We start from the raw sequence: 23,254 nt of genomic DNA on the forward strand, positions 1-23,254 counted from the left end.
CTACGGTGACAGGGGGTTCCGCTCAAGTGCGGCAGCCGGCCCCGCGGCCGAACGCCATGGCCGATTCCCGCCGGACTCGCGGGGCGCGGACGGCGAGGCTGGCCCCATGAACAAGATCGAGAACAGCGCTCGCCCCCTTCCCCTCGCCGGCAAGGCCGCCCTCGTCACCGGTGGCAGCCGCGGCATCGGCGCCGCCATCGCCCGGCGGCTGGCAGAGGCGGGTGCCGACGTGGCGCTGACCTACGAGCGGAGCTCCGGCCTCGCCGCGGCCGTGGCCGACGGCATCGAGGCCGGCGGGCGCCGGGCCCTGGCCGTGCGGGCCGACAGCGGCGACCCCGACGCCGTCACCGGCGCCGTGGACCGGGCCGCCGCGGCCTTCGGCCGGCTCGACATCCTGGTGAACAACGTGGGCCTCTTCCCCGTGGGAACCGTAGAGGACCTCGGCGCCGAGGAGTTCGACCGCACGGTCGCGGTGAACGTCCGCGCGCCCTACCTCGCGGCCCGGGCGGCCGTGCGCCACATGACCGACGGCGGCCGCATCATCAGCATCGGCAGCAACATCGCCGGGCGTACGGTCTTCCCCGGCCTCACCCTCTACTCCCTCACGAAGACCGCCCTCACCGGCATGACCAAGGGCCTCGCCCGGGACCTGGGCCCGCGCGGCATCACCGCCAACCTGGTCCACCCCGGCCCCACGGACACCGATGCCAACCCGGCGGACCCCGCGACCAACCCGAACGCCGACACCATCCGCGGCTTCACCGCCCTCGGCCGCTACGCCGAGCCGGACGACATCGCGGCCGCGGTCGTCTACCTGGCGGGGGACGGGGGCCGGTACGTGACGGGGGCGTCGATCGAGGTGGACGGGGGGTTCACGGCCTGAGGAACCGGGCGCAGACCTGAAGGACCGGGCACAGGCCCTGAAGGACCGGGGCGCGCCGACAGCCGGCGCGCCCCTCCGTACCTCCTTACACCCTTTACCCCTCTTACGCCCCTGACGCCCTACCCCCGGACCGCCGCCCGGACCGCCGCCGTGAACCACTCCGTCGCCGGCTCCATGTCCGGCAGCGTCCAGCCGTTGATCACGGCGACGAGCCGCCAGTACTTGCCGTAGCGCGGGTCGTTGCCCGTCTCCAGCCGCTCCAGCAGCCAGGCCCGGAACTCCGGCCCGTCCTCCCGGTCCGAGATCTCCGCGCAGACCGCGGCCATCTCGTCGACGTGCGGCCGGGCTTCCGGGCTGTCCGGCGCGATCCCGGCCTGCCGCGCGACCTCCGACCTCTCCTTGATCGCCTGCGCGGCCCGCTTCGTCCGCTCGCCGTCGGGCCGCCCCGACTCCTTCCACACGCGCGTCTGGTCCTCGGCCGCCCGCCGGATCCCGGCCCGGAACCCCTCGTCCTGGACGAGCTCCGCGAGCTCCACCCAGGCGTCGAGCTGCTCCTGCGAGGGGTTCTCCGGCAGTTCGGGCATGCCGCCCCGCATCGAGGCGAGGAAGTCGGGGTCGACGTCCAGGCCCTCGAAGGCGCTGTCGATGAATTCGTTGATCAGCCGGCGCCGTTCCTGGTCCGACAGGGTCGCGAGCTTGTGCATGAGTTCCATCTCCTCCGGTGTCGACCCGCGCCCGGCCACCGCCCGCAGCACGGCCTGACGCAACCGCAAGGTGCGGATCTGCACGTCCAGGGCCTCGGCGTGGACGGCCGCGACCTCGGCGACGGTGATCTCCCGCTCCAGCACCTGCCGGATGACGGGCAGACCCACGCCGAGATCGCGCAGCGTCCGCACGAGACCGAGGCGCGCGAGCGCGTCGGGGCCGTAGAGGCGGTAGCCCGCGGGTGTGCGGTCGGTCGGCGGCACCACGCCCGTGTCGGACCAGAACCGGATCGTCCTGACCGTCAGCCCGGTCAGCCGGGCCAGCTCCCCGATCGAGTGCAGGGAACCCGAGGGGTACGAGGTGTCGTCGTCCATGTCCCTCACCTTGGAGTCTCCGGTCGCTGGAGAGTCAACACCGGGTCCGCGGGCCTTCCGTATCCCGGCGCGCCGTCACCCCCGCCGGGATACGGCACAACACAGCAAATGAGACAAAAAGGGAGAATTATGCGGGAGACTTTCCCGCGCAACAACCCCCATCCCCGGGAGCTCCCATGACCCCCTCCGCCAAGGCCGCCACCGCGGCCGCCACCGCGACGCTCCTCGCCGCCTCGGGCGCGGCCACCGCCGACAGCGTCGCCGTCGGCGGCGCCGCCAAGTCCCCCGGCGTCATCTCGGGCAACACGATCCAGATCCCCATCCGTGTGCCCATCACACTGTGTTCCTTCCCCATCAACGTCGTCGGCCTGCTCAACCAGGCCTCCGGGAACGTCTGCATCACCGACTAGCCCCGCCCGGCCGCCGCCGGGAACCGGTCCACGGCCGGCGGCGCCCCTCCCCCGCACGGGCCCCGCGCCCGGGCGCCGAGCCCCGCCACGAGCTCGTCGTCACCCGAAGCTTCCTCACCGGCCGGCTCGTCCACAACGACGCGAACCACCTTCCCCCGGAGCTCCGTTGGACGGGCTTCCCGCCGGAGCTCCGCCCCTGAAGGCCCATGGGGGATCCCCTTACGGGGTCACCCCGCGCAGGCCCTTGAGGCCGTGAGGGCCGCAACTCGTCCAGGCGAACGACGATCTGACGGCGAACGGCCCGGATCCTGGTGACGGCCCCCAGGGAAGAGGAAGGATCACCATGGCAAGCCGCACGACACCCGCAGCCGCCGCCCCCGCAGCCGCCCCCGCCGAGAGCCTGAGCCATCCGCGCGTCCAACGAACACTGCGCAGCACCAAGCGGCTCATCACCTGCTACGTCGCCCTCAGCGTGGGCACGCTCGCCGCCGTCATCGCGCTGCGCGACCACCACGACATCGTGACCGGCGCGGTCTGGGTCCGGACGAGCATCGTCGTCGCCGCTTCGCTGCTCATGGCCTCCTTCGCCGCCCGGACGGCCCGCGGCCACAGCCGCTCGTACCTCCGGCTGCGCCTGTCCTCGGCGGCCATGGTGGTGGCGATCGCCGTCATCGTCGCGCTGCCCGGCACGTTCCCGGCGTGGCTGAAGGCGGAGCAGGCCGTCTGCGGGCTCCTGCTGCTCGGTGTCGTACTGGCCGTGAACGGCAAGCAGATGCGCTCCGCCTTCTCCGCCCGGCGTACCTGATCACGCCCACCGGGGATCTCGTCGCCTGCCTGCGGACGACGAGACCGCAAGCAAGCTCCCCCGGCTCCGTACGCGGCGGCTGACGCGGCGACTGACGTAACGGCTGACGTAACGGCTACTTCTCGGCGATCACCACCGCCGACGCCACCCCCGCGTCATGGCTCAGCGACACGTGCCACGACGTCACGCCGAGCTCCTCGGCCCGCGCCGCGACCGTCCCCGACACCACCAGCCGCGGCTGACCGCTCGTCTCCGTCGTCACTTCCGCGTCCGTCCACAGCAGGTTCCCCGGCGCGCCCAACGCCTTGGCCAGGGCCTCCTTCGCGGCGAAGCGGACCGCAAGGGACGCGATGCCGCGCCGCTCCCCGCTCGGCAGGTACAGCTCCCGCTCCAGGAACAGCCGCGCCGCCATGCCGGGCGTACGCCTCAGGGCGGCGTCGAAGCGGTCGATCTCGGCGACGTCGATGCCGACTCCCACGATCATTCGACGGTCACCGACTTCGCGAGGTTGCGCGGCTGGTCGACCTCGTTGCCGCGGGCCGTCGCCAGCTCGCACGCGAAGACCTGCAGCGGCACCGTGGCCACCAGCGGCTGCAGCAGCACCGGCGTCGGCGGGATCTCGACGAGGTGGTCGGCGTACGGCCGCACCGCCTCGTCGCCCCGCTCGGCGATCACGATCGTCCGCGCGCCCCGCGCCCGGATCTCCTGGATGTTCGACACGATCTTGTCGTGGAGGACGGACCGGCCCCGCGGCGACGGCACGACCACCACCACCGGCAGGTCCTTCTCGATCAGCGCGATCGGCCCGTGCTTGAGCTCGCCCGCCGCGAAGCCCTCCGCGTGCATGTACGCGAGCTCCTTGAGCTTCAGCGCGCCCTCCAGAGCCACGGGATAGCCCACGTGCCGGCCGAGGAACAGCACCGTGTTCTTGTCCGCCAGGGAGCGCGCCAGCTCGCGGACCGGCTCCATGGTCTCCAGGACCTCCTCCACCTGCCCCGCGATCTGCGACAGCTCGCGGATCACGGAGACGACCTCGTCGCCCCACTTGGTGCCGCGCACCTGCCCCAGGTACAGCGCCACGAGGTAGCAGGCCACCAGCTGCGTGAGGAACGCCTTCGTCGAGGCGACGGCCACCTCCGGGCCCGCGTGCGTGTACAGGACCGCGTCCGACTCTCGCGGGATCGTCGAGCCGTTGGTGTTGCAGATGGCGAGGACCTTCGCGCCCTGCTCCCGCGCGTGCCGCAGCGCCATCAGGGTGTCCATCGTCTCGCCGGACTGGCTGATGGCGATCACCAGCGTCCGCTGGTCCAGGATCGGGTCCCGGTAGCGGAACTCGCTGGCAAGCTCGGTCTCGCAGGGGATGCGGGTCCAGTGCTCGATCGCGTACTTGGCGATCATCCCCGCGTGGTACGCCGTGCCGCACGCCACGATGACGATCTTGTCGGCCTCGCGCAGCACGGACGCCGGGATCCGCACCTCGTCCAGCGACAGCGTCCCCGCGGCGTCGATCCGGCCCAGCAGCGTGTCCGCGACGGCCTTCGGCTGCTCGGCGATCTCCTTGAGCATGAAGTAGTCGTAGCCGCCCTTCTCGGCGGCCGAGGCGTCCCAGTCGACGTGGTACGGGCGGACGTCCGCGGGCGCCCCGTCGAAGCCGGTGACGGTCACGCCGTCGCGGCGCAGCTCGACGACCTGGTCCTGGCCCAGCTCGACGGCCTCGCGGGTGTGCTCGATGAACGCGGCGACGTCGGAGGCGAGGAAGGACTCGCCGTCGCCGAGACCGACGACGAGCGGGGAGTTGCGGCGCGCGCCGACCACCACGTCGGGCTCGTCCGCGTGCACCGCGACCAGCGTGAACGCGCCCTCCAGGCGGCGGCAGACCTGCCGCATCGACTCGGCGAGGTCGCCGCAGGAGGAGAAGGCCTCGGACAGCAGGTGGGCGACGACCTCGGTGTCGGTCTCCGAGCCGAGGTCGTGGCCCCGCTCGGTCAGCTCGGCCCGCAGCGCGGCGAAGTTCTCGATGATGCCGTTGTGGACGACGGCGACGCGGCCCGGGTTGTCCAGGTGGGGATGGGCGTTGGCGTCGTTGGGCGCGCCGTGCGTGGCCCAGCGGGTGTGGCCGATGCCGGTGGGGCCGGACGGCAGCGGCCGGTCGGACAGCTCCTTCTCCAGGTTGGCGAGCTTGCCCGCCTTCTTCGCGGCGGCGAGCCCGCCGTCGGCCAGCACCGCGACCCCGGCCGAGTCATAGCCGCGGTACTCCAGCCGCCGCAGCCCCGCCAATACGACATCGAGGGCGGACTGCCCTCCCACATAGCCAACGATTCCGCACATGCGGAGCAGGTTACGGCCCGGGCGGCCCCGCGCGTGGCGGCAACGGCGCAACCGTCACCGCCGGCGGCGGCGGATCGGACACCCCGGCGGATCAGCGGCCCCGCTCGATCCTGTCGATCGCGTCCTGCACCATCTCCAGGTACTCGACCTCCTCGCAGCGCGGCTTGCTGCCGAGCTCGTAGCGGTCGAGGCAGTCGTCCAGGTCCTGGGTGAGGTCCTCGTCGGGCAGGTCGTCGGCCAGCTCGGCGCACACTCGGGCGGCGAGGGCCTCCCGGTCGGCCTCGGCGGAGCGCCGGCGGGGGCCGCGGGGATGGTTTCGGAGAGCGAACACGGTGGTTCCTAGCGTGATGCGGCCACGTGGGGGGGCGGGTGAGCGTGCGGCCTGCGAGCGGAACGTAGTGCCTGACCGGTCAGTAGGTACAGGGTTAGATGAAAGTTCACCCAACGGGAGCGGCCGGTTACCGCCCGTACGAGGGGCCCAAATCCCACGAGAACGCCCGCTCCCGACACCCGGAAGTGAGCGCGGCGCCCCGGCCGCGCACAATGGGCCCGTGCCGACCACCACAGAGCAGCAGCGCCGCCGCGCCGACTCGTCCCCCTATGTGGACCTGACCCGCGCCGAGTGGAGCGCCCTGCGCGAGGACACACCGCTGCCGCTGACCGCCGACGAGGTCGAGCGGCTGCGCGGCCTGGGGGACGTAGTCGACCTGGACGAGGTCCGCGAGGTCTACCTGCCGCTGTCCCGGCTCCTGCACCTGTACGTCGAGGCCACCAGCGGGCTGCGCGCCACGCTGAACACCTTCCTGGGCGACGTGGGCGACGGGCACGGCTCCCACTCCCAGCCCGGCACGCCCTTCGTCATAGGGGTCGCGGGCAGCGTGGCGGTCGGCAAGTCGACCACCGCCCGCCTCCTGCAGGCGCTGCTGGCCCGCTGGCCCGAGCACCCGCGCGTCGAGCTGGTCACCACGGACGGCTTCCTGCTGCCCAACGCCGAGCTGCACGCCCGCGGCCTGATGTCGCGGAAAGGTTTCCCCGAGTCGTACGACCGGCGCGCCCTGACCCGCTTCGTCGCCGATGTGAAGGCCGGCAAGGACGAGGTCTCCGCCCCCGTCTACTCCCACCTGATCTACGACATCGTGCCCGGCGAGCGGCTGACCGTGCACCGCCCCGACATCCTCATCATCGAGGGCCTCAACGTCCTCCAGCCGGCCCTGCCCGGCAAGGACGGCCGCACGCGCGTCGGGCTCGCCGACTTCTTCGACTTCAGCGTGTACGTGGACGCGCGCGCGGAGGACATCGAAGGCTGGTACTACGAGCGGTTCAAGAAGCTGCGCGCCACGGCCTTCACCGACCCCGACTCGTACTTCAGCCGCTACACCGAGGTCTCCGAGGAGGAGGCCCTGGACTACGCGCGCCGCAACTGGCGGACCATCAACAAGCCCAACCTGCTGGAGAACGTGGCGCCCACGCGCGGCCGGTCGAACCTGATCCTGCGCAAGGGGCCGGACCACAAGGTGCAGCGGCTGTCGCTGCGCAAGCTCTGACGGACCAACGACCAGACCGGGACGCCCATGCTCCACCTGCGGATGATCTGCCCGCCCGCGCGCACCGACGACGTGGTCGCCCTCGTCGAGAAGACCGTGGGCGCCACACATCTGGCCGTCATCCCCGGCGCGGGCCGCGACCCGCACGGCGACATCGTGCTGTGCGACGTCGCGCGCGAGGCGGCCGACGAACTGCTGGGCGCCCTGCGCGCGAGCGGCCTGCCGGAGGTCGGCTCGGTCGCCGTCGAGGACGTCGACCTGGTGCTCTCCCGGCGCGCGCAGCACGCCGAGCTGGCCGCGCCCGGCTCGGGCGCGGACGCGATCGTGTGGGAGTCGCTGGTCGAGGAGACCCACGAGGAGTCGACGCTCACCGTCACGTTCCTGGCGTTCCTGACGGTGGCGACGATGCTGGCCGCCTGCGGCGTGATCATGGACAGCGCGATCCTGATCGTGGGCGCGATGGCGGTGGGACCGGAGTTCGGCCCGCTGGCCGGGCTGTGCACGGCGATCGTGCGACGGGCGCCGGGGCTGGCCTGGCGGTCGATGGCCGCGCTGCTCGTGGGCTTCCCCGTGGCGATGCTCCTGACCGGCGGCTTCAGCCTCCTGATGGACGCGCTCGGGCTCTTCCACGAGGCGAAGTTCCTGGCCCCCCGCCCCCAGACGTCCTTCATCTGGCAACCGGACGCCTTCTCCTTCGTGGTGGCGTTCCTGGCCGGGATCGCCGGCATCCTCTCCCTGACCTCGGCGAAGTCCGGAGCGCTGATCGGCGTGGCGATCTCGGTGACGACGGTGCCGGCCGCGGCGAACGCGGCCGTCGCCCTGTCGTACGGCGACTGGGCGGAGACCCGCGGGTCGGCCGTGCAGCTGGCCCTGAACCTCGCGGGCATCGTGGTGGCGGGAACGCTGACGTTGCTCGCGCAGAAGTGGTTCTGGATACGGCAACGGGGCCGCTCCGCAGGGGGAAGCAACTTGAAGCGCTGACGGCGGCGGCAAGCCCGCTCGCCTTCTTCCGCCGCCACGGCGCGCTGCCGCCACGGCGCTCCGCCACCACGGCGAGGGCCCGGCGGAATGCGCCGGACAGGGCCCGGAACCGGGCCCTGAACCCGGGACTACCCCAGCGCCGACTTCACCGCGTCGGCGAGCCGCTGCGCGACCGTGCGCGCCTGCTCGATGTCGGCGGCCTCCACCATCACCCGGACGAGCGGCTCGGTGCCGGACGAGCGCAGCAGCACCCGGCCGGTGGAGCCCAGCTGCTGCTCGGCGTCGGCGACGGCCGCGGCGAGCTCCTCCGAGGAGTTCACCCGGGTCTTGTCGACGTCGCGGACGTTGATGAGGATCTGCGGCAGGCGCTCCATCACACCGGCCAGGTCCGCCAGCGAGCGGCCCGTGGCGGCGACGCGGGCGGCCAGCATCAGGCCGGTCAGCGTGCCGTCGCCGGTGGTGGCGTGGTCGAGGACGATGACGTGGCCGGACTGCTCGCCGCCGAGGGCCAAGCCGTGCGCCTTCATCTCCTCCAGGACGTAGCGGTCGCCGACGGCCGTCTGGACGAGCTCGACGCCCTCGCGCTCCATGGCCAGCTTGAAGCCCAGGTTGGACATCACGGTCGCGACGACGGTGTTCTTGCGCAGCGAGCCCGCCTCGCGCATCGCGAGGGCGAGGACGGCGAGGATCTGGTCGCCGTCGACCTCGTTGCCCTTGTGGTCCACGGCGAGGCAGCGGTCGGCGTCGCCGTCGTGCGCCACGCCCAGGTCGGCGCCGTGCTCGACGACGGCGGCCCGGAGCTTGTCCAGGTGCGTGGAGCCGCACTCGTGGTTGATGTTGAGGCCGTCGGGCTCGGTGCCGATGGTGATGACCTCGGCGCCGGCGCGGGCGAAGGCCTCCGGGGAGACGCGGGCCGCGGCGCCGTGGGCGCCGTCGATGACGACCTTCAGGCCGTCCATGCGGTTGGGGAGGACACCGATGAGGTGGGCGACGTAGTTGTCGAAGCCCTGGTCGTACTCGCGGACGCGGCCGACGCCGGCACCGGTGGGCCGGTCCCAGGGCTCGCCGGAGGCGTGCGCCCGGTAGGTCTGCTCGATGCGGTCCTCGAGCTCGTCGGCGAGCTTGTGGCCGCCGCGGGCGAAGAACTTGATGCCGTTGTCGGGCATGGCGTTGTGGCTCGCGGAGAGCATCACGCCGAGGTCGGCGCCGAGCGCGCCGGTGAGGTAGGCGACGGCGGGCGTGGGCAGCACGCCCACCCGCAGCACGTCGACGCCGGCGCTGGCCAGGCCGGCCACGACGGCGGCCTCCAGGAACTCCCCGGACGCCCGCGGATCACGGCCCACGACGGCCACCGGGCGGTGGCCCTCGAACGTCCCCGCCTCGGCGAGCACGTGCGCCGCAGCGACCGACAGGCCGAGTGCGAGCTCGGCCGTCAGATCGGCGTTGGCGACGCCGCGCACACCGTCCGTACCGAAGAGTCGTCCCACTGGTGTCCTCCGAAAAACGCGCGGATACGGGGCCTGCCTGTGAACGGGCCCCGCAAACAAAAGTGTCGGGTCCACAGCCGGAACGTTGACTTCAGGTATACGCCGATACGTCCCGGGTGACCGATAGCCGAAACGCCCCGGCGGGCACGGAGCGTGCCGCCGGGGCGTTCGAGCAGAGCAGCGAAGCCGCGTGATTAGCGCTTGCTGTACTGCGGAGCCTTGCGGGCCTTCTTCAGACCGGCCTTCTTGCGCTCGACCGCACGGTCGTCGCGGCTCAGGAAGCCGGCCTTCTTCAGCGGGCCGCGGTTGTTGTCCACGTCCGCCTCGTTCAGCGCGCGGGCCACACCGAGGCGCAGGGCGCCGGCCTGGCCGGAAACGCCGCCACCCGCGATGCGGGCGATGACGTCGTAGCGGTCGTCGAGCTCGAGCACCTTGAAGGGCTCGTTGACTTCCTGCTGGTGCACCTTGTTGGGGAAGTAGTCCTCAAGGGTGCGACCGTTGATCTTCCACTTGCCGGTGCCCGGAACGATCCGGACGCGGGCAATGGCGTTCTTGCGACGGCCCAGGCCGGCGGCCGGCTGCGGGTCGCCGAAGCGGGACGCGAGGGACTCGGAGGTGTACTCCGACTCAACGACCTCGGTCTCGGTGGTGTACTCCTCGACGCCCTCGGTCTCAAGGGGGGTCTCGGCGGTGGTCTCAGCCACGATTCTCCTCAGATGCTTTCTGTCTGGTTCGGCGGTGTGGCCGGGACTAGCCCTGCTTGACCTGGGTGATCTCAAACGGGACCGGCTGCTGGGCGGCGTGCGGGTGCTCGCTGCCCGAGTACACCTTCAGCTTCGAGAGCATCTGACGGCCCAGGGAGTTCTTGGGAACCATGCCCTTGATGGCCTTCTCGACGGCCTTCTCCGGGTTCTTGTCGAGCAGCTCGTCGTAACGAACCGAACGCAGACCGCCCGGGAAGCCCGAGTGGCGGTAGGCCATCTTCTGGGTCTTCTTGTTGCCGGACAGGTGAACCTTGTCGGCGTTGATGATGATGACGAAGTCACCCATGTCCATGTGCGGCGCATACACGGGCTTGTGCTTGCCGCGCAGGAGGTTGGCGGCCTGAGAGGCCAGACGGCCCAGGACGACGTCCTGCGCGTCGATGATGTGCCACTGGCGCTGGACATCGCCGGGCTTGGGGCTGAACGTACGCACGGTCGTAGCCTTCGCTTCTTCAGTGAGTGGGTCCTGACACGGCCCGCCGGAGGCGGCTGCCTGCGAGGGACGCACTCCGGGGACGCAACCCGGGTGCATGCCGCTGGCGGCCACTCTGGTGGGCAAGCGTAAGGGCCCCTCGCGTGAGAACGACCAAGCCAATACGCATAACGAACTCGTAGAGTACCGGGCGCCCACCGGCGGGGTCAAAACACATGGTCTCACCGGCGCCGGGGCGCGGCCACCCGGCCCACTACCGGCTGCGCGCCACGCGCCCCTCGTCCCACACCGGCTCCGGGACCTCCCGGACGCGGCCGTCCGCCCCGAAGACCAGGAAGCGATCGAACGTACGGGCGAACCAGCGGTCGTGTGTGACGCAGAGCACCGTCCCCTCGTACGCCTCCAGGCCCTCCTGGAGGGCCTCCGCGCTCTCCAGGTCCAGGTTGTCCGTGGGCTCGTCCAGGAGCAGGGCCGTCGTGCCGGCCAGCTCCAGCAGCAGGATCTGGAAGCGGGCCTGCTGCCCGCCCGACAGCTTCTCGAAGGGCTGGTCGCCCTGCTTCTCCAGCTCGTACCGCCGCAGGGCGGACATCGCCCCGCCGCGGTCCTTGGCGTGCTCCGTCCACAGGATGTCGACGAGCGTGCGGCCCAGCAGCTCGGGGTGGGCGTGCGTCTGCGCGAAGTGCCCCGGCACGACGCGGGCGCCCAGCTTCCAGGAGCCGGTGTGCGCCACGGGATTCTCGGCGTCCCCGGCCAGGAGCCGCAGGAAGTGGGACTTGCCCGAACCGTTAGAGCCCAGGACGGCGACCCGCTCCCCGTAGAAGACCTCCAGGTCGAAGGGCTTCATCAGGCCGGTCAGCTCCAGCCCGGCGCAGGTCACGGCCCGTACGCCCGTGCGCCCGCCGCGCAGCCGCATCCGGATGTCCTGCTCGCGCGGCGGCTCCGGCGGCGGGCCCGCCTCCTCGAACTTCCTCAGCCGGGTCTGGGCCGCGGCGTACCGCGAGGCCATTTCGTGGCTGACCGCGGCGGCCTGCCGCAGCGTGATCACGAGCTTCTTCAGCTGGGCGTGCTTCTCGTCCCAGCGCCGGCGCAGCTCCTCGAAGCGGGCGAACCGCTCCTTCCGCGCCTCGTGGTACGTGGCGAAGCCGCCGCCGTGCACCCAGACGTCGCTGCCCGCCGGGCCCGGCTCGACGCTGATGATCTTCTCGGCGGAGCGGGCCAGCAGCTCGCGGTCGTGGGAGACGAAGAGCACCGTCTTCTTCGTCTCGCGCAGCTTCTCCTCCAGCCAGCGCTTGCCGGGAACGTCGAGGTAGTTGTCCGGCTCGTCCAGCAGCAGGACCTCGTCCGTGCCGCGCAGCAGGGACTCCAGGACGAGCCGCTTCTGCTCGCCGCCGGAGAGCGTGCGGACCTGGCGCCACTGCGCCTTCTCGTACGGGACGCCGAGGGCGGCCGTGGTGCACATGTCCCACACGGTCTCGGCCTCGTAGCCACGGGCCTCGGCCCAGTCGGAGAGCGCCTGCGCGTACGCCATCTGCGCGGCCTCGTCGTCACGCTCCATGAGCGCGAGCTCGGCCTCGTCGACGGCCTTCGCCGCCTCGCGGATACGGGGCTGGGCGACGGAGACCAGCAGGTCACGGACCGTGCGGTCGTCCCGGACCGAGCCGACGAACTGCGGCATCACGCCGAGCCCGCCGCTGACCGAGACCGCGCCGCCGTGCGGCTGCAGCTCGCCCGCGATCAGGCGCAGCAGCGTGGTCTTGCCCGCGCCGTTGGCGCCGACGAGGGCGACCGCGGCCCCCTCGCCCACGCGGAAGGAGACATCGCCGAGGAGCACCCTCCCGTCAGGGAGGTAGTACTCCAGGTGGCCCGCTTCGACATGTCCCATGGGCGGGATTCTCCCTGTTTCCACAGGGGGCGACCAACCAGTTTTCGCGGTTTACGATGCACGCCATGAGCTTTGGGCAGGGAGGGCCGTACGGGGCCCCGGGTGATCCGCAGCAGCCGGGACCGCAGCCGGGCGGGCAGCCGATGCCACCGGCCGGGCAGTTCGGGCCGCCGCCGGTGCTGCCGCCGCAGCAGCCTGCGCAGCAGGCGCAGCAGCCTCAGCCGCTGCCCCAGCCGCCGGCGCCGTGGGGGCCCGCCGCCCCGGGCCAGGCCTCGCAGACGCCCGACTGGGACGCCCTCGCGAACACCACCGCCGCCCGCGGCCGCCGCCGCAAGTGGCTGCTGGTCGGCGGCGGCGCGGTGGCCACGGTCGCCGTCGCCGGCACCGTGGCGGCGCTCGTCGTCGGCTCCAACAAGAGCAGCAGCGCCTCCGGGCTGCCCTCGCCGCAGAAGCTCCCGAGCTCCTCCGGCTCGCCCGAGCCGTCGTTCTCGCAGGTCGCGCCGCCGCCTCCGCCGAACCCGCGCGAGTTCATAGCGAGCGCGGACAAGGACAAGGCCCCGCTGAGCACGAAGACGCTGTTCCCGCACAGCAAGCCGTCCCTCGACAAGCGCAAGTACGACCGCACCGCCACGGCCACCAGCGAGGACTGCGCCACGGCCGCGCAGGGCGGCCTCGGCTCCGTCCTCACCGGCAACGGCTGCCGCCAGGTGCTGCGGGCCACGTACGTACGGGACGGGGTCGCGGTGACGGTCGGCGTCGCCGTCTTCGACACGAAGGCCGCGGCGGACAAGGCCAAGGAGCAGTCCACGGGGAACATCGAGTCCCTCGCCGGGGACGGCCCGTCCTTCTGCCGCGCCACGGCCTGCCGCCTCACCGCCAATGCGGAGGGGCGCTACGCGTACTTCACCGTCTCCGGCTACACGAACGGCAAGGCCGTCCCCGACGACGACAAGGAAGCCCTCCAGGCGGGCCGCGACGTAGCGGGCTACACGTTCCGCCGCATCATGGCCCGAGCGAACGCCCAGGCGTCGGCGTCGGTGGCCACGCCGTCCCCGGGCACGAAGAAGCAGGCGTAAGGGGGCGGGCCCGCCCTCCCTGCCGCAGGCAGAGAACCCCCGCCGCCGCGACGGATACACAGGTGCGCGGCACCCATGGCCCGGCCCGGTGGACAGCGGCCCCGCCCCTCTGCCGCAGGCAGGAAATCCCGCCGCGACGGCGCCAAGCCCCCGCGGCGCGACCCGGCGGATTCACAGGTGCACGGCACCCATGACCAGCCACGACCGACCGCAGGTCACCCCGTCACCCGCCGTCACCCCCGTCACCCGCCTCCCCGCCCTCCCCCGCCGCCATCGGAGATGACGGCGGCGGCGCCGTGGGGGCTTTCCGGCCTGCCCGTTCGACCTTTTCCACCTGCGCCGCCACCAGGTCCGGCGGGATTTCGACGTTCTCGGGGTCGCCGAGGCTCGTGGCGAAGAACATGGCGAGCGTCGCTCCGGACCGGACGACCGTGATCAGGCTCGGCGCCCGTTCCGCCGCGTTCTCCAGGCGGTAGGCGACGGCCTCGTCGCCCAGCCGCGGCGCGGCGAGGGTCCGCACGGCGCGGAACTCCTGCGGTTCGCCCTCGCCCGTGAGCATGGCGAAGCCGCCCGCGCAGCGATCCGCCGCGGAGCGCAGCCCGCGGAGCGTGGCGGCGGCGCCGTCGCCGCGGTAGGCGGAGACGCGGATCATGCCCATGAGGCCCTGGAAGTCGAGGTCCTCGCCGGCCTTGGCGAAGGTGTTGACGACGGACGCGGCCGGCGCGGGCCGCGGCTGGGAGCCGAGGGCGTCGACGAGCGGCCGGCAGGCGGCGGCGTCCGTACCGGGCCGCCCGAGGCCCGCCGCGCTGCTGCCGGCGCGTTCGATCTGGAAGCCGGGGACCTCACGGGCCCCGAGCTCCACGTGCCGCAGCTGGGCGGGGCTCAGTATCCGCACGGCATTGCGCGTGCCTTTGGCCTCGCCCCGGGAGCCGCCGCGGTTCCCTCCGCCGCCGGGACCGCCGTTCCCGCCACCACTGCCGCTGCCGCCGCATCCGGCGGTCAGCCCGAGGGCCACGACCGCGGAGACCGCCACCATCGCCTTCACAGGCCCAGGGTCCCAGCGCCCACCGGGTCCGTGCCCGCGCCACGCTGGGCCACACGGTTACCCTCTGGACTGCCGTTCGACGCACGGCTTGACAGGGGCTTCACGGCTGCCCCTACAGTTCGCTCGCCCGAACATAAGAACGCACCGCCCCCGGAGGGAGGACCGCCCGCACGCCCATGAAGATCGCGTTCCTGATCCACAACGCCTACGGCATCGGCGGCACCATCCGCGCGACCGGCAACCTCGCGAGCGCCCTCGCCGCCCGCCACGACGTCGAGCTCGTCTCCGTCTACCGCAGCGCGGACGCCCCGAAGCTCCCCGCCGGCCGCCGCGTCCGCCTCACGTCGCTGATCGACATCCGCAAGGACGCGCCGGGCTCGGAGACGGACAACGAGCTGCAGCAGCAGCCCAGCGCGCTCCTCCCGGCCCGCGAGCGCGACGTGAAGGCCTTCACCCGCCTCGCCGACCTGCGCGTCGCCCAGTACCTGGAGGCCACGGACGCGGACGTCGTCGTGGCCACCCGCCCCGGCCTCCTCGTGCACCTCACCCGCCTCGCCACGGAGCGCACGTACGTGCGCATCGGCCAGGAACACCTCATCTACGACGGCCACCACCCGGAGGTCCGCGCCGCCCAGGACGCCGCGATCCCGCTCCTGGACGCCCTCACCACCGTCTCCGAGGCCGACGCGGCCACGCACCGCGCAAAGCTGCCGGAGGCCCGTACGCACATCGCGGCGCTGCCCAACGGCGTCTCGGCCGCCGCCGTCGAGCCCTCCGAGGGTTCCGCCAAGCTCGTCGTGGCCGCCGGCCGCCTCATCCCCGTCAAGCGCTACGGGCTGCTGGTCGACGCCTTCGCCGAGGTCGTCGCCGAGCGCCCCGACTGGCGCCTGCGCATCTACGGCCGCGGCCCCGAGCGGACCGCCCTGCGCGAGCGGATCGACGCGCTCGGCCTGGGCGAGAACATCGCGCTCATGGGCCCGCACTCGCCCATCGAGACGGAGTGGGCCAAGGGCTCGATCGCCGCCGTGACCTCCGACTTCGAGTCCTTCGGCATGACCATCGTCGAGGCCATGCACTGCGGCGTGCCGGTCGTCGCCACCGACTGCCCCCAGGGGCCGCGCGAGATCATCGAGGACGGCGTGGACGGCCTGCTCGTCCGCCCCGGAGACGCCGGCGCGATCGCCGAGGGCCTCCTGAAGCTCATCGACGACGAGGAGCTGCGCCGCTCCATGGGCCGCGCCGCCCGCGCCTCCGCGCAGCGCTACGCCCCCGCGCAGATCGCCGAACGGTTCGAGCAGATCGTGCGCGAGGTGCGGCCGGAGCTCCTGCCGGAGCGGGTGGACAAGGCCGCGGCGCCCACGCCGGCACCCGCTTCCGCCGCCCTGCGCCGCACCGCGGCCCGCCTCGTACGGCCACTGCGCCGCAAGGCGACCAAGGCCCTCCGCCCGGCCCGGCCCGCGGCCGTCCCGGAAGAACCCGCACCCCTGAAGCCGCTGCGCCCCCGCGCCTCCGCCCGCGCCACGGCCGACGGCGGCCTCGCCGTGCGGCTGCCCCGCGCGGGCGTCACGGGCGAGCGGCTGACGCTCACGGCCCGCCTGCGCGGCACCGACGGCACCGGCGAGGGCGAGCGCATCGAGCTCCCCCTCACCCGCCCCGCGACCGGCAAGGGCGCGCTCACCGCCGTCCTCGACCGGGCCGCCACCCCGCTCGCCGAGGGCCGCTGGGACTTCTTCGCCGAGCGCGCCGACGACGGCAAGCGTGCCCGCGTCGCCGCCGACCTCGTCGAACAGGCCCGCCTGCTGACCCTGCCCCTGGGCCTCGACGCCGACGGCCACGTCACGGCGTGGGTGCCCTACGTCACCGCCGCCGGCTCGCTGACCCTGCGCACCTGGCGCCGCCCCGCCCACGCCGAACTCGACGCGATCACCGTCGGCGAGGCCTCCCTCACCGTGACCGCCACCGTGCACGGCACCGCAGCGCCGCTCACGCCCGCCTCGCGCCTCGTCCTCGTCTCACCCGAGGACAGCTCGTACGACGTGGACGTGCCGCTCACCGCCCTCGGCCCGCGGCAGCTGCGCTGCACCGTCCCGTACGACCTGCTCTTCGCCCGCCGCGGCACCGCACACGACGTTTGGCGCATCGCGCTGCGCCCCGCGCCCGCGGAACCGCACGTCCCGATCGGGCGTCTCACGGGCGACGGCGTCGACCGCAAACGCACCGACGTCCACCCGGCGCGGACCCTCGGACACCCCGTGCGCGGCACCGTCGCCGTGCGCCCCGTCTTCGACCCGGAGAACGATCTCACCCTTGACGTGAACGATGTGACTCAAGCCACAATGTAACCTGCACAGGCAACCGAAATCCCTCCCAACGGTCTTAACCGACGGATCGGACCGGACCAGCGAGGCGTCCGGCCGAGGGGAGACCCGTACACCCAGGCCAGGGGGAAGGACGGACGCGCCGCCCGCTCGCGCCGCGCACACACCGCCATGAAGATCTCTTTCCTTTTGCAGAACGCCTACGGCATCGGCGGCACGATCCGCTCCACCTTCAACGTCGCCGGCGCGCTCGCCGCCCGGCACGACGTGGAGATCGTGTCGATCCACAGGACGGGTGGCACGCCCAAGCTCCCCCTGCACCGCAAGGTGAAGCTGGTCCACCTGATCGACACCCGTGCCGAGACCGGCGCCGACCGGGACAACCCCCTGCTGGAGCAGGACAGCGCCCACATCCCGTCCGTCGAGGCCAAGGGCGCCCACTTCAGCGCCCTGACCGACAAGCGCGTCGCCGAGCACCTCGCCCGCACCGACGCCGACGTCGTCATCGCCACCCGCCCCGGCCTCGTCATGTACCTGGCCGAGTTCGGGCAGGACCGCTACCTGCGGATCGGCCAGGAGCACCGGATCTACGGCACCCACGAGCCGAACATCCGCGCCGCCCAGGACCTCGCCATCCCGCACCTGGACGCCCACACCTCCGTCTCCGACGCCGACGCCGCGACCCACCGCGAGCAGTTCCCGGACGTCAAGACCAAGCTCATCGCGCTGCCCAACGGCGTCCCCGCCTCCGAGGTCGAGCCCTCCGACGGCAACGCCAAGCTCGTCGTCGCCGCCGGCCGCCTCATCCCCGTCAAGCGCTACGACCTCCTCGTCAAGGCCTGGGCCACCGTCGCCGCCACCCGCCCCGACTGGCGCTTGCGCATCTACGGCCGCGGCCCCCAGCAGGCCAAGCTCCGCGAGCAGATCGACCAGCTCGGCCTCGCCGGCCACATCACCCTCATGGGCGCCCACTCCCCCATCGAGACCGAGTGGGCCAAGGGCTCGATCGCCGCCGTCACCTCCCGCGAGGAGTCCTTCGGCATGACGATCGTGGAGGCCATGAACTGCGGCGTCCCCGTCGTCGCCACCGACTGCCCGCACGGCCCCGGCGAGATCATCAAGGACGGCCACGACGGCCTCCTCGTCACCAACCTCGACAGCGACGCCATCGCCAAGGGCCTCCTCAAGCTCATCGAGGACGACGAGCTGCGGCACACCATGGGCAAGAACGCCCTCGTCTCCGCCGAGCGCTACCACCCCGACGCCATCGCCCGCCGCTACGAGGAGCTCATCGAGAGCCTCGGCGGCGCCCGCGACGGCTCCGCCCCGGCACCCGCCCCCACGGGCTCCGGTGCGGGGACCGCCGAGCGCAAGCCCGCGCCCGTCCCCCTCTCCAAGATGCTGCGCCGCACCGCCGGCAAGCTGCTGCGCCCGCTGCGCCGCGGCGTCGCCAAGCCCTCCACCCCTCCGGTGAAGGCCGCGATCAAGGAGATCGTCCGCAAGCCGCTGCGCTGCACCGCCTCCTGCCGCGTCGACGCCGACGGCAACATCCTCGTCTCGGTCGACCGCAAGGGCCTCTCCGGCGACAAGCTCTCCCTCACGGTCACCCGGCGCAAGGAGGGCAAGCCCGTCAGCGTGCCCCTCACGGCACCGACCGGCCCCCAGGCCCCCTACACCGCCGTCCTCGACCGCAAGCAGCTCCGCCTGGGCGAGGGCCGCTGGGACCTCCACGTCGTCCGCGGCGACGACGGCGCCCGCCGCCGCGTCGTCTCCCACCTCGCCGAAGGCCGCGGCCTCGTCGAGCTGGAGCCCCTGCCCGACGCGCCGTTCACCTGGTGGGTGCCCTACCCGACGGTCGACGGCTTCCTCGCCCTGCGCGCCTGGAACCGCCCCGTCCACGCCGAGGCCCGCGCCGTCCGCCAGGACGAGACGGCCCTCACCGTCGAAGGCACCCTGCACGGCGCCGAGTTCGCCGACGGCACCGAGCCGGTCCTCATCGCCACCCCGCGCGCCGAGACCGCCGACCGGGTGACCGCCGAGGTCACCGCCGTCGACAGCACGACCTTCCGAGTGACCATCCCCTACGCCGAGCTGCGCCACGCCCGCGGCACGGGCGGGGGGAACGAGGAGAACACCGTCTGGGACCTGGCCCTGCGCCTGACCCCGGACGGCGAGCCGGTCAAGGTGGCCCGCCTCATCGGCGACATCGTCGACCGCAACAAGACGGACCTGTACCCGAAGGTCGACGGCATCAAGCCGTACTTCACGGTCAACAGCGACCTGGCCATCAGCTGCCCGGCGCCCGACGCCACGTGATGATCTGACGGGACGCCAAAAACGCCGGACGGCTGGAAAATCCAAGCCGTCCGGCGTCTGAGGACCGTGGGTCCGGGGCAGAGCCCCGATCTCTAGCAGCAACCCCCGCCAGGGAGCGACCTCTTGTTCCGCGCGGCAAGATTCCGCGCGGCCAGCTCGGAGTCGGCCGGATACCCGACCTCCTCCAACGTCAACCCGTGCGGACGCACGACATGCACGGCAGAGTCCCGCACGCCCGCGGCCAGCACGCGGCCCGGCCAGTCCACCGGCCGGTGCCCGTCGCCGACGAACAGCAGCGCGCCCACCAGCGACCGCACCATGTTGTGGCAGAAGGCGTCCGCCCGCACGGTCGCCGTGATGACGCCGGAGGCGTCCCGCTCCCAACTCAGCTGCTGCAGCGTGCGGATGGTCGTCGCGCCTTCGCGACGCTTGCAGTAGGCGGCGAAGTCGTGCTCGCCGATCAGCGCCTTCGAGGCCGCGTTCATGGCATCGACGTCCAACGGCCAGTCGTGCCACAGCACATGACCCCGCAGCAGCGGGTCGACGCCGCCGTGATGGTCCGTCACCCGGTAGGCGTACCGCCGCCAGATGGCGGAGAAGCGCGCGTTGAACCCGGTCGGCGCTTCGGCGACCTTCCACACCCGTACGTCGTGGGACAGCCGGCCGGCGAGCCGCCGCAGCAGCTTCTCCTCGTGCTCGGCCCACACCTCGGCCGGCAGGTCGACGTGCGCGACCTGGCCCCGCGCGTGCACCCCCGCGTCGGTACGGCCCGCGACCGTCAGCTCGTACGTCTCCTTGGACCGCGTCACGGTCCGGATCGCGGCCTCGATCTCACCCTGCACCGTGCGCTGGCCCTCGCGCTGCTTGGCCCAGCCGGAGAAGTCCTTGCCGTCGTACGACAGGTCCAGCCGCACCCGCACGAAACCGGGTGCCACCTCGTCACTCACCGAGAGTTCCTCTCAAGAAATGCGGGACGGGCCCGCCCCCCGTGGGAGCGGGCCCGTCCGGACGGCCCAGGTGGGCCCCTCCTGCGCCGAAGGCGGCGCCAGGAGGGAGTCGTCAGGCGTCCTTCGACTCCTCGGCCGGAGCCTCGGCAGCAGCCTCGGACTCCTTGACCGCACGCTTGGTGGCGGCCTCGGCCTCGGCGACGGTCGCCTTCTTGGCGATCTCGCCCTCGACGAGCTCGATCACGGCCATCGGGGCGTTGTCGCCACGACGGTTGCCGATCTTGGTGATGCGGGTGTAGCCACCCGGACGCTCGGCGAAGCGCGGAGCGATCTCGGTGAAGAGCACGTGCACGATGCCCTTGTCCGTGATCGTCTGCAGCACCTGGCGACGGTTGTGGATGTCGCCCTTCTTCGCCTTGGTGATCAGGCGCTCGGCGACCGGACGCAGGCGGCGGGCCTTGGCCTCGGTCGTCGTGATGCGGCCGTGCTCGAAGAGCGACTTGGCGAGGTTCGCCAGCATCAGCTTCTCGTGCGCGGCACCGCCGCCCAGACGGGCACCCTTGGTGGGACGCGGCATGGTGTTTCTCCTTTAGTCTGCCCCGGCCGTATCAGGTACCGAGGTCAGTATCCGAGCAGGCGGTTGCCTGTCGGAGATCCGGGGCTGCGCCCCGGAGGGTCCGCGCCCCGTAAGGGGCGCGGGGAACTGCGCGCCCAGCCGAAGCCGGGCCGCAGCCAAGATCAGGCCACCAGGCCCGAGCTCTTAGTACTGCTCGGTCTCGACGAACCCGGCATCCGCGTCGTCGTCGGCGCCGAAGGCATCCGCCGCGGCGGTCGGGTCGAATCCGGGCGGGCTGTCCTTGAGGGCCAGGCCCATGCCGGCCAGCTTCGCCTTGACCTCGTCGATCGACTTCGCACCGAAGTTGCGGATGTCGAGCAGGTCGGCCTCGGAGCGGGCGACGAGCTCACCCACGGAGTGGATGCCCTCGCGCTTGAGGCAGTTGTAGGACCGAACGGTGAGCTCGAGCTCCTCGATCGGCAGCGCCAGGTCGGCGGCCAGGGCGGCGTCCGTCGGGGACGGGCCCATGTCGATGCCCTCGGCGTCGATGTTGAGCTCGCGGGCCAGACCGAACAGCTCGACCAGGGTCTTACCTGCGGACGCCATGGCGTCGCGCGGGCGCATGGCCTGCTTGGTCTCGACGTCGACGATCAGCTTGTCGAAGTCGGTGCGCTGCTCGACACGGGTCGCCTCGACCTTGTAGGTGACCTTGAGAACCGGCGAGTAGATGGAGTCGACCGGGATACGGCCGATCTCCTGGCCCACCTGCTTGTTCTGGACGGCGGAGACGTAGCCGCGACCGCGCTCGACGGTCAGCTCCATCTCCAGCTTGCCCTTGGCGTTCAGGGTCGCCAGGACCAGGTCGGGGTTGTGCACCTCGACACCGGCCGGCGGGGCGATGTCGGCGGCGGTGACCAGACCCGGGCCCTGCTTGCGCAGGTACATCACGACCGGCTCGTCGTGCTCCGAGGAGACGACCAGCTGCTTGATGTTCAGGATGAGGTCGGTGACGTCCTCCTTGACGCCCGGCACGGTGGTGAACTCGTGCAGGACACCGTCGATGCGGATGGACGTGACCGCCGCACCCGGGATCGAGGAGAGGAGCGTACGACGCAGGGAGTTGCCGAGGGTGTAGCCAAAGCCCGGCTCGAGCGGCTCGATCACGAACCGCGAGCGGAACTCGTCGACGACCTCTTCGGTCAGCGAGGGACGCTGAGCGATCAGCATGCGATGAATCCTTCAGTCATGGGCACCCACTATTTGATGCCCTGAGGTACTACAAGGGTACGGGCGATACGGCCCCGAGGAGCCGTACCGCCCGTGTGCCGTACGAAGCGGCGCGATGATGATCAGCGGGCCTCGCGGCCCGACGGATCAGACGCGGCGACGCTTCGGGGGACGGCAGCCGTTGTGCGGCGTCGGGGTGACGTCCTGGATGGAGCCGACCTCGAGACCGGTCGCCTGGAGCGAACGGATGGCGGTCTCACGACCGGAGCCCGGGCCCTTGACGAAGACGTCAACCTTGCGCATGCCGTGCTCCTGCGCGCGACGGGCGGCCGACTCGGCAGCCATCTGCGCGGCGAACGGGGTGGACTTGCGCGAGCCCTTGAAGCCGACGTGGCCGGCGGAGGCCCAGGAGATCACGTTGCCCGTGGGGTCGGTGATCGAAACGATGGTGTTGTTGAACGTGCTCTTGATGTGCGCGTGGCCGTGAGCGACGTTCTTCTTTTCCTTGCGGCGCACCTTCTTGGCAGCGCCCTGACGACCCTTGGGGGGCATGTCTTACTCCTGAATGGAGGGAGGTGGTCGGTCCTACAGCGAAGACCGCTGGATTGCGGGGGTTCCGGGGGAAGACCCCCGAATACCCGCGGCGTCCGCTGCGGACTACTTCTTGCCCGGCTTCTTCTTGCCGGCGATGGCGCGACGCGGGCCCTTGCGGGTACGGGCGTTCGTGCTGGTGCGCTGACCGTGAACGGGCAGGCCACGGCGGTGACGCAGACCCTGGTAGCAGCCGATCTCGACCTTGCGGCGGATGTCGGCCTGGATCTCGCGACGGAGGTCACCCTCGGTCTTGAGGTTGGCGTCCACGTACTCGCGGATCTTGACCAGGTCCTCTTCGGGAAGGTCACGAACGCGGGTGTTCGGGTTCACACCGGTGGCGGCGAGAGTCGCCTGCGACTGGGTGCGGCCGATACCGAAGACGTAGGTGAGTGCAACCTCCACGCGCTTGTCGCGCGGGATGTCAACACCGGAAACGCGTGCCATTCAATGGCTCCAGATGTTCTCGGGGGTCTGACACAGAACCGATCCCGGCCGCCGTACTAGGTACGTTCCGGGTCCCCGGCCCCCGCCGGAGGTGTCGCCGGTGATCGAACACCGGACGGGCTCTGCGTATGTACG

Annotated in this window: 22 protein-coding genes; 8 read left to right on the forward strand and 14 right to left on the reverse strand. The window is 72.0% G+C overall.

Going from position 1 to position 23,254, the window contains the following annotated elements; genetic code table 11:
• Positions 1-106: 106 nt before the first annotated feature.
• Positions 107-883: an SDR family NAD(P)-dependent oxidoreductase gene (locus IF61_RS0122835; RefSeq protein ID WP_030368374.1), complete on the forward strand. Its 777-nt coding sequence runs from the start codon at positions 107-109 to the stop codon at positions 881-883.
• 119 nt (positions 884-1,002) lie between these two features.
• Here the strand turns inward: IF61_RS0122835 and IF61_RS0122840 are convergent, their stop codons facing one another.
• Positions 1,003-1,962: a MerR family transcriptional regulator gene (locus IF61_RS0122840; RefSeq protein WP_030368375.1), complete on the reverse strand. Its 960-nt coding sequence runs from the start codon at positions 1,960-1,962 to the stop codon at positions 1,003-1,005.
• Between the two features lie 176 nt (positions 1,963-2,138).
• On the opposite strand from IF61_RS0122840, the gene IF61_RS0122845 reads away from it, so the two are divergent.
• Positions 2,139-2,372 carry a chaplin gene (locus IF61_RS0122845; RefSeq protein WP_030368376.1) on the forward strand — a complete coding sequence of 78 codons (234 nt, stop codon included), beginning with the start codon at positions 2,139-2,141 and terminating at the stop codon, positions 2,370-2,372.
• 343 nt (positions 2,373-2,715) lie between these two features.
• On the forward strand, positions 2,716-3,177 hold the full coding sequence (locus tag IF61_RS0122855; protein WP_030368377.1) for a hypothetical protein: 462 nt from the start codon (positions 2,716-2,718) through the stop codon (positions 3,175-3,177).
• Between the two features lie 115 nt (positions 3,178-3,292).
• On the opposite strand, the gene IF61_RS0122860 is transcribed toward IF61_RS0122855, so the two are convergent.
• The 3 genes from IF61_RS0122860 to IF61_RS0122870 form a co-directional block, all read right to left on the reverse strand.
• Positions 3,293-3,661: a holo-ACP synthase gene (locus IF61_RS0122860; protein ID WP_030368378.1), complete on the reverse strand. Its 369-nt coding sequence runs from the start codon at positions 3,659-3,661 to the stop codon at positions 3,293-3,295.
• Positions 3,658-5,505 carry a glutamine--fructose-6-phosphate transaminase (isomerizing) gene (glmS, locus tag IF61_RS0122865; RefSeq protein WP_030368379.1) on the reverse strand — a complete coding sequence of 616 codons (1,848 nt, stop codon included), beginning with the start codon at positions 5,503-5,505 and terminating at the stop codon, positions 3,658-3,660. Before glmS ends, IF61_RS0122860 begins: the two co-directional genes overlap by 4 nt.
• Before the next feature lie 91 nt (positions 5,506-5,596).
• Positions 5,597-5,836 carry a hypothetical protein gene (locus IF61_RS0122870; protein ID WP_030368380.1) on the reverse strand — a complete coding sequence of 80 codons (240 nt, stop codon included), beginning with the start codon at positions 5,834-5,836 and terminating at the stop codon, positions 5,597-5,599.
• Positions 5,837-6,056: 220 nt separating this feature from the next.
• Between IF61_RS0122870 and coaA the strand changes: the two genes are divergently transcribed.
• Both coaA and IF61_RS0122880 read left to right on the forward strand, forming a co-directional pair.
• Positions 6,057-7,049 carry a type I pantothenate kinase gene (gene coaA / locus IF61_RS0122875; RefSeq protein ID WP_030368381.1) on the forward strand — a complete coding sequence of 331 codons (993 nt, stop codon included), beginning with the start codon at positions 6,057-6,059 and terminating at the stop codon, positions 7,047-7,049.
• A 27-nt stretch (positions 7,050-7,076) separates the two neighbouring features.
• Complete coding sequence (locus tag IF61_RS0122880) at positions 7,077-8,030, forward strand: DUF389 domain-containing protein (protein ID WP_030368382.1); 954 nt, start codon at positions 7,077-7,079, stop codon at positions 8,028-8,030.
• A gap of 128 nt (positions 8,031-8,158) precedes the next feature.
• On the opposite strand, the gene glmM is transcribed toward IF61_RS0122880, so the two are convergent.
• The 4 genes from glmM to IF61_RS0122900 all read right to left on the reverse strand — a co-directional run bounded on the left by glmM (position 8,159) and on the right by IF61_RS0122900 (position 12,596).
• On the reverse strand, positions 8,159-9,517 hold the full coding sequence (glmM, locus tag IF61_RS0122885) for a phosphoglucosamine mutase (protein ID WP_030368383.1): 1,359 nt from the start codon (positions 9,515-9,517) through the stop codon (positions 8,159-8,161).
• Between the two features lie 194 nt (positions 9,518-9,711).
• Positions 9,712-10,221: a 30S ribosomal protein S9 gene (gene rpsI, locus IF61_RS0122890; protein WP_030368384.1), complete on the reverse strand. Its 510-nt coding sequence runs from the start codon at positions 10,219-10,221 to the stop codon at positions 9,712-9,714.
• A gap of 46 nt (positions 10,222-10,267) precedes the next feature.
• Positions 10,268-10,714, reverse strand: coding sequence for a 50S ribosomal protein L13 (rplM, locus tag IF61_RS0122895; RefSeq protein ID WP_030368385.1), 447 nt, complete (start codon positions 10,712-10,714; stop codon positions 10,268-10,270).
• 253 nt (positions 10,715-10,967) lie between these two features.
• On the reverse strand, positions 10,968-12,596 hold the full coding sequence (locus IF61_RS0122900; RefSeq protein WP_030368386.1) for an ABC-F family ATP-binding cassette domain-containing protein: 1,629 nt from the start codon (positions 12,594-12,596) through the stop codon (positions 10,968-10,970).
• Between the two features lie 65 nt (positions 12,597-12,661).
• On the opposite strand from IF61_RS0122900, the gene IF61_RS32570 reads away from it, so the two are divergent.
• Positions 12,662-13,672: a hypothetical protein gene (locus tag IF61_RS32570; RefSeq protein ID WP_245684585.1), complete on the forward strand. Its 1,011-nt coding sequence runs from the start codon at positions 12,662-12,664 to the stop codon at positions 13,670-13,672.
• A gap of 223 nt (positions 13,673-13,895) precedes the next feature.
• On the opposite strand, the gene IF61_RS0122910 is transcribed toward IF61_RS32570, so the two are convergent.
• Positions 13,896-14,717 (reverse strand): hypothetical protein, encoded by an 822-nt coding sequence (locus IF61_RS0122910; protein ID WP_030368388.1) that lies wholly within the window; start codon positions 14,715-14,717, stop codon positions 13,896-13,898.
• A 176-nt stretch (positions 14,718-14,893) separates the two neighbouring features.
• Between IF61_RS0122910 and IF61_RS0122915 the strand changes: the two genes are divergently transcribed.
• Both IF61_RS0122915 and IF61_RS0122920 read left to right on the forward strand, forming a co-directional pair.
• On the forward strand, positions 14,894-17,059 hold the full coding sequence (locus tag IF61_RS0122915; RefSeq protein WP_030368389.1) for a glycosyltransferase family 4 protein: 2,166 nt from the start codon (positions 14,894-14,896) through the stop codon (positions 17,057-17,059).
• A gap of 147 nt (positions 17,060-17,206) precedes the next feature.
• Positions 17,207-19,351, forward strand: a complete 2,145-nt coding sequence (locus IF61_RS0122920) for a glycosyltransferase family 4 protein (RefSeq protein ID WP_030368390.1) — start codon at positions 17,207-17,209, stop codon at positions 19,349-19,351.
• A gap of 92 nt (positions 19,352-19,443) precedes the next feature.
• On the opposite strand, the gene truA is transcribed toward IF61_RS0122920, so the two are convergent.
• The 5 genes from truA to rpsM form a co-directional block, all read right to left on the reverse strand.
• On the reverse strand, positions 19,444-20,298 hold the full coding sequence (gene truA / locus IF61_RS0122925) for a tRNA pseudouridine(38-40) synthase TruA (protein WP_030368391.1): 855 nt from the start codon (positions 20,296-20,298) through the stop codon (positions 19,444-19,446).
• A 112-nt stretch (positions 20,299-20,410) separates the two neighbouring features.
• On the reverse strand, positions 20,411-20,875 hold the full coding sequence (gene rplQ / locus IF61_RS0122930; RefSeq protein ID WP_030368392.1) for a 50S ribosomal protein L17: 465 nt from the start codon (positions 20,873-20,875) through the stop codon (positions 20,411-20,413).
• A gap of 183 nt (positions 20,876-21,058) precedes the next feature.
• The gene (locus tag IF61_RS0122935; protein ID WP_004946635.1) at positions 21,059-22,081 is read right to left on the reverse strand and encodes a DNA-directed RNA polymerase subunit alpha; all 1,023 of its coding nucleotides are present in this window, start codon (positions 22,079-22,081) and stop codon (positions 21,059-21,061) included.
• A gap of 147 nt (positions 22,082-22,228) precedes the next feature.
• Positions 22,229-22,633, reverse strand: coding sequence for a 30S ribosomal protein S11 (rpsK, locus tag IF61_RS0122940; RefSeq protein ID WP_003948617.1), 405 nt, complete (start codon positions 22,631-22,633; stop codon positions 22,229-22,231).
• A gap of 105 nt (positions 22,634-22,738) precedes the next feature.
• Positions 22,739-23,119 (reverse strand): 30S ribosomal protein S13, encoded by a 381-nt coding sequence (gene rpsM / locus IF61_RS0122945; protein WP_030368393.1) that lies wholly within the window; start codon positions 23,117-23,119, stop codon positions 22,739-22,741.
• Between the last annotated feature and the right edge of the window lie 135 nt (positions 23,120-23,254).

This window comes from Streptomyces roseoverticillatus, from assembly GCF_000719265.1.
Lineage (GTDB): Bacteria > Actinomycetota > Actinomycetes > Streptomycetales > Streptomycetaceae > Streptomyces > Streptomyces roseoverticillatus.

Coding starts and splice junctions, on each gene's coding strand:
- IF61_RS0122845 (WP_030368376.1), top strand. CDS start 2,139: ATGACCCCCTCCGCCAAGGCCGCCACCGCGGCCGCCACCGCGACGCTC.
- rplQ (WP_030368392.1), bottom strand. CDS start 20,875: ATGCCGCGTCCCACCAAGGGTGCCCGTCTGGGCGGCGGTGCCGCGCAC.
- glmS (WP_030368379.1), bottom strand. CDS start 5,505: ATGTGCGGAATCGTTGGCTATGTGGGAGGGCAGTCCGCCCTCGATGTC.
- IF61_RS0122835 (WP_030368374.1), top strand. CDS start 107: ATGAACAAGATCGAGAACAGCGCTCGCCCCCTTCCCCTCGCCGGCAAG.
- IF61_RS0122860 (WP_030368378.1), bottom strand. CDS start 3,661: ATGATCGTGGGAGTCGGCATCGACGTCGCCGAGATCGACCGCTTCGAC.
- IF61_RS32570 (WP_245684585.1), top strand. CDS start 12,662: ATGAGCTTTGGGCAGGGAGGGCCGTACGGGGCCCCGGGTGATCCGCAG.
- IF61_RS0122920 (WP_030368390.1), top strand. CDS start 17,207: ATGAAGATCTCTTTCCTTTTGCAGAACGCCTACGGCATCGGCGGCACG.
- rpsM (WP_030368393.1), bottom strand. CDS start 23,119: ATGGCACGCGTTTCCGGTGTTGACATCCCGCGCGACAAGCGCGTGGAG.
- IF61_RS0122880 (WP_030368382.1), top strand. CDS start 7,077: ATGCTCCACCTGCGGATGATCTGCCCGCCCGCGCGCACCGACGACGTG.
- IF61_RS0122935 (WP_004946635.1), bottom strand. CDS start 22,081: ATGCTGATCGCTCAGCGTCCCTCGCTGACCGAAGAGGTCGTCGACGAG.
- rpsK (WP_003948617.1), bottom strand. CDS start 22,633: ATGCCCCCCAAGGGTCGTCAGGGCGCTGCCAAGAAGGTGCGCCGCAAG.
- IF61_RS0122855 (WP_030368377.1), top strand. CDS start 2,716: ATGGCAAGCCGCACGACACCCGCAGCCGCCGCCCCCGCAGCCGCCCCC.
- IF61_RS0122915 (WP_030368389.1), top strand. CDS start 14,894: ATGAAGATCGCGTTCCTGATCCACAACGCCTACGGCATCGGCGGCACC.
- IF61_RS0122900 (WP_030368386.1), bottom strand. CDS start 12,596: ATGGGACATGTCGAAGCGGGCCACCTGGAGTACTACCTCCCTGACGGG.
- IF61_RS0122840 (WP_030368375.1), bottom strand. CDS start 1,962: ATGGACGACGACACCTCGTACCCCTCGGGTTCCCTGCACTCGATCGGG.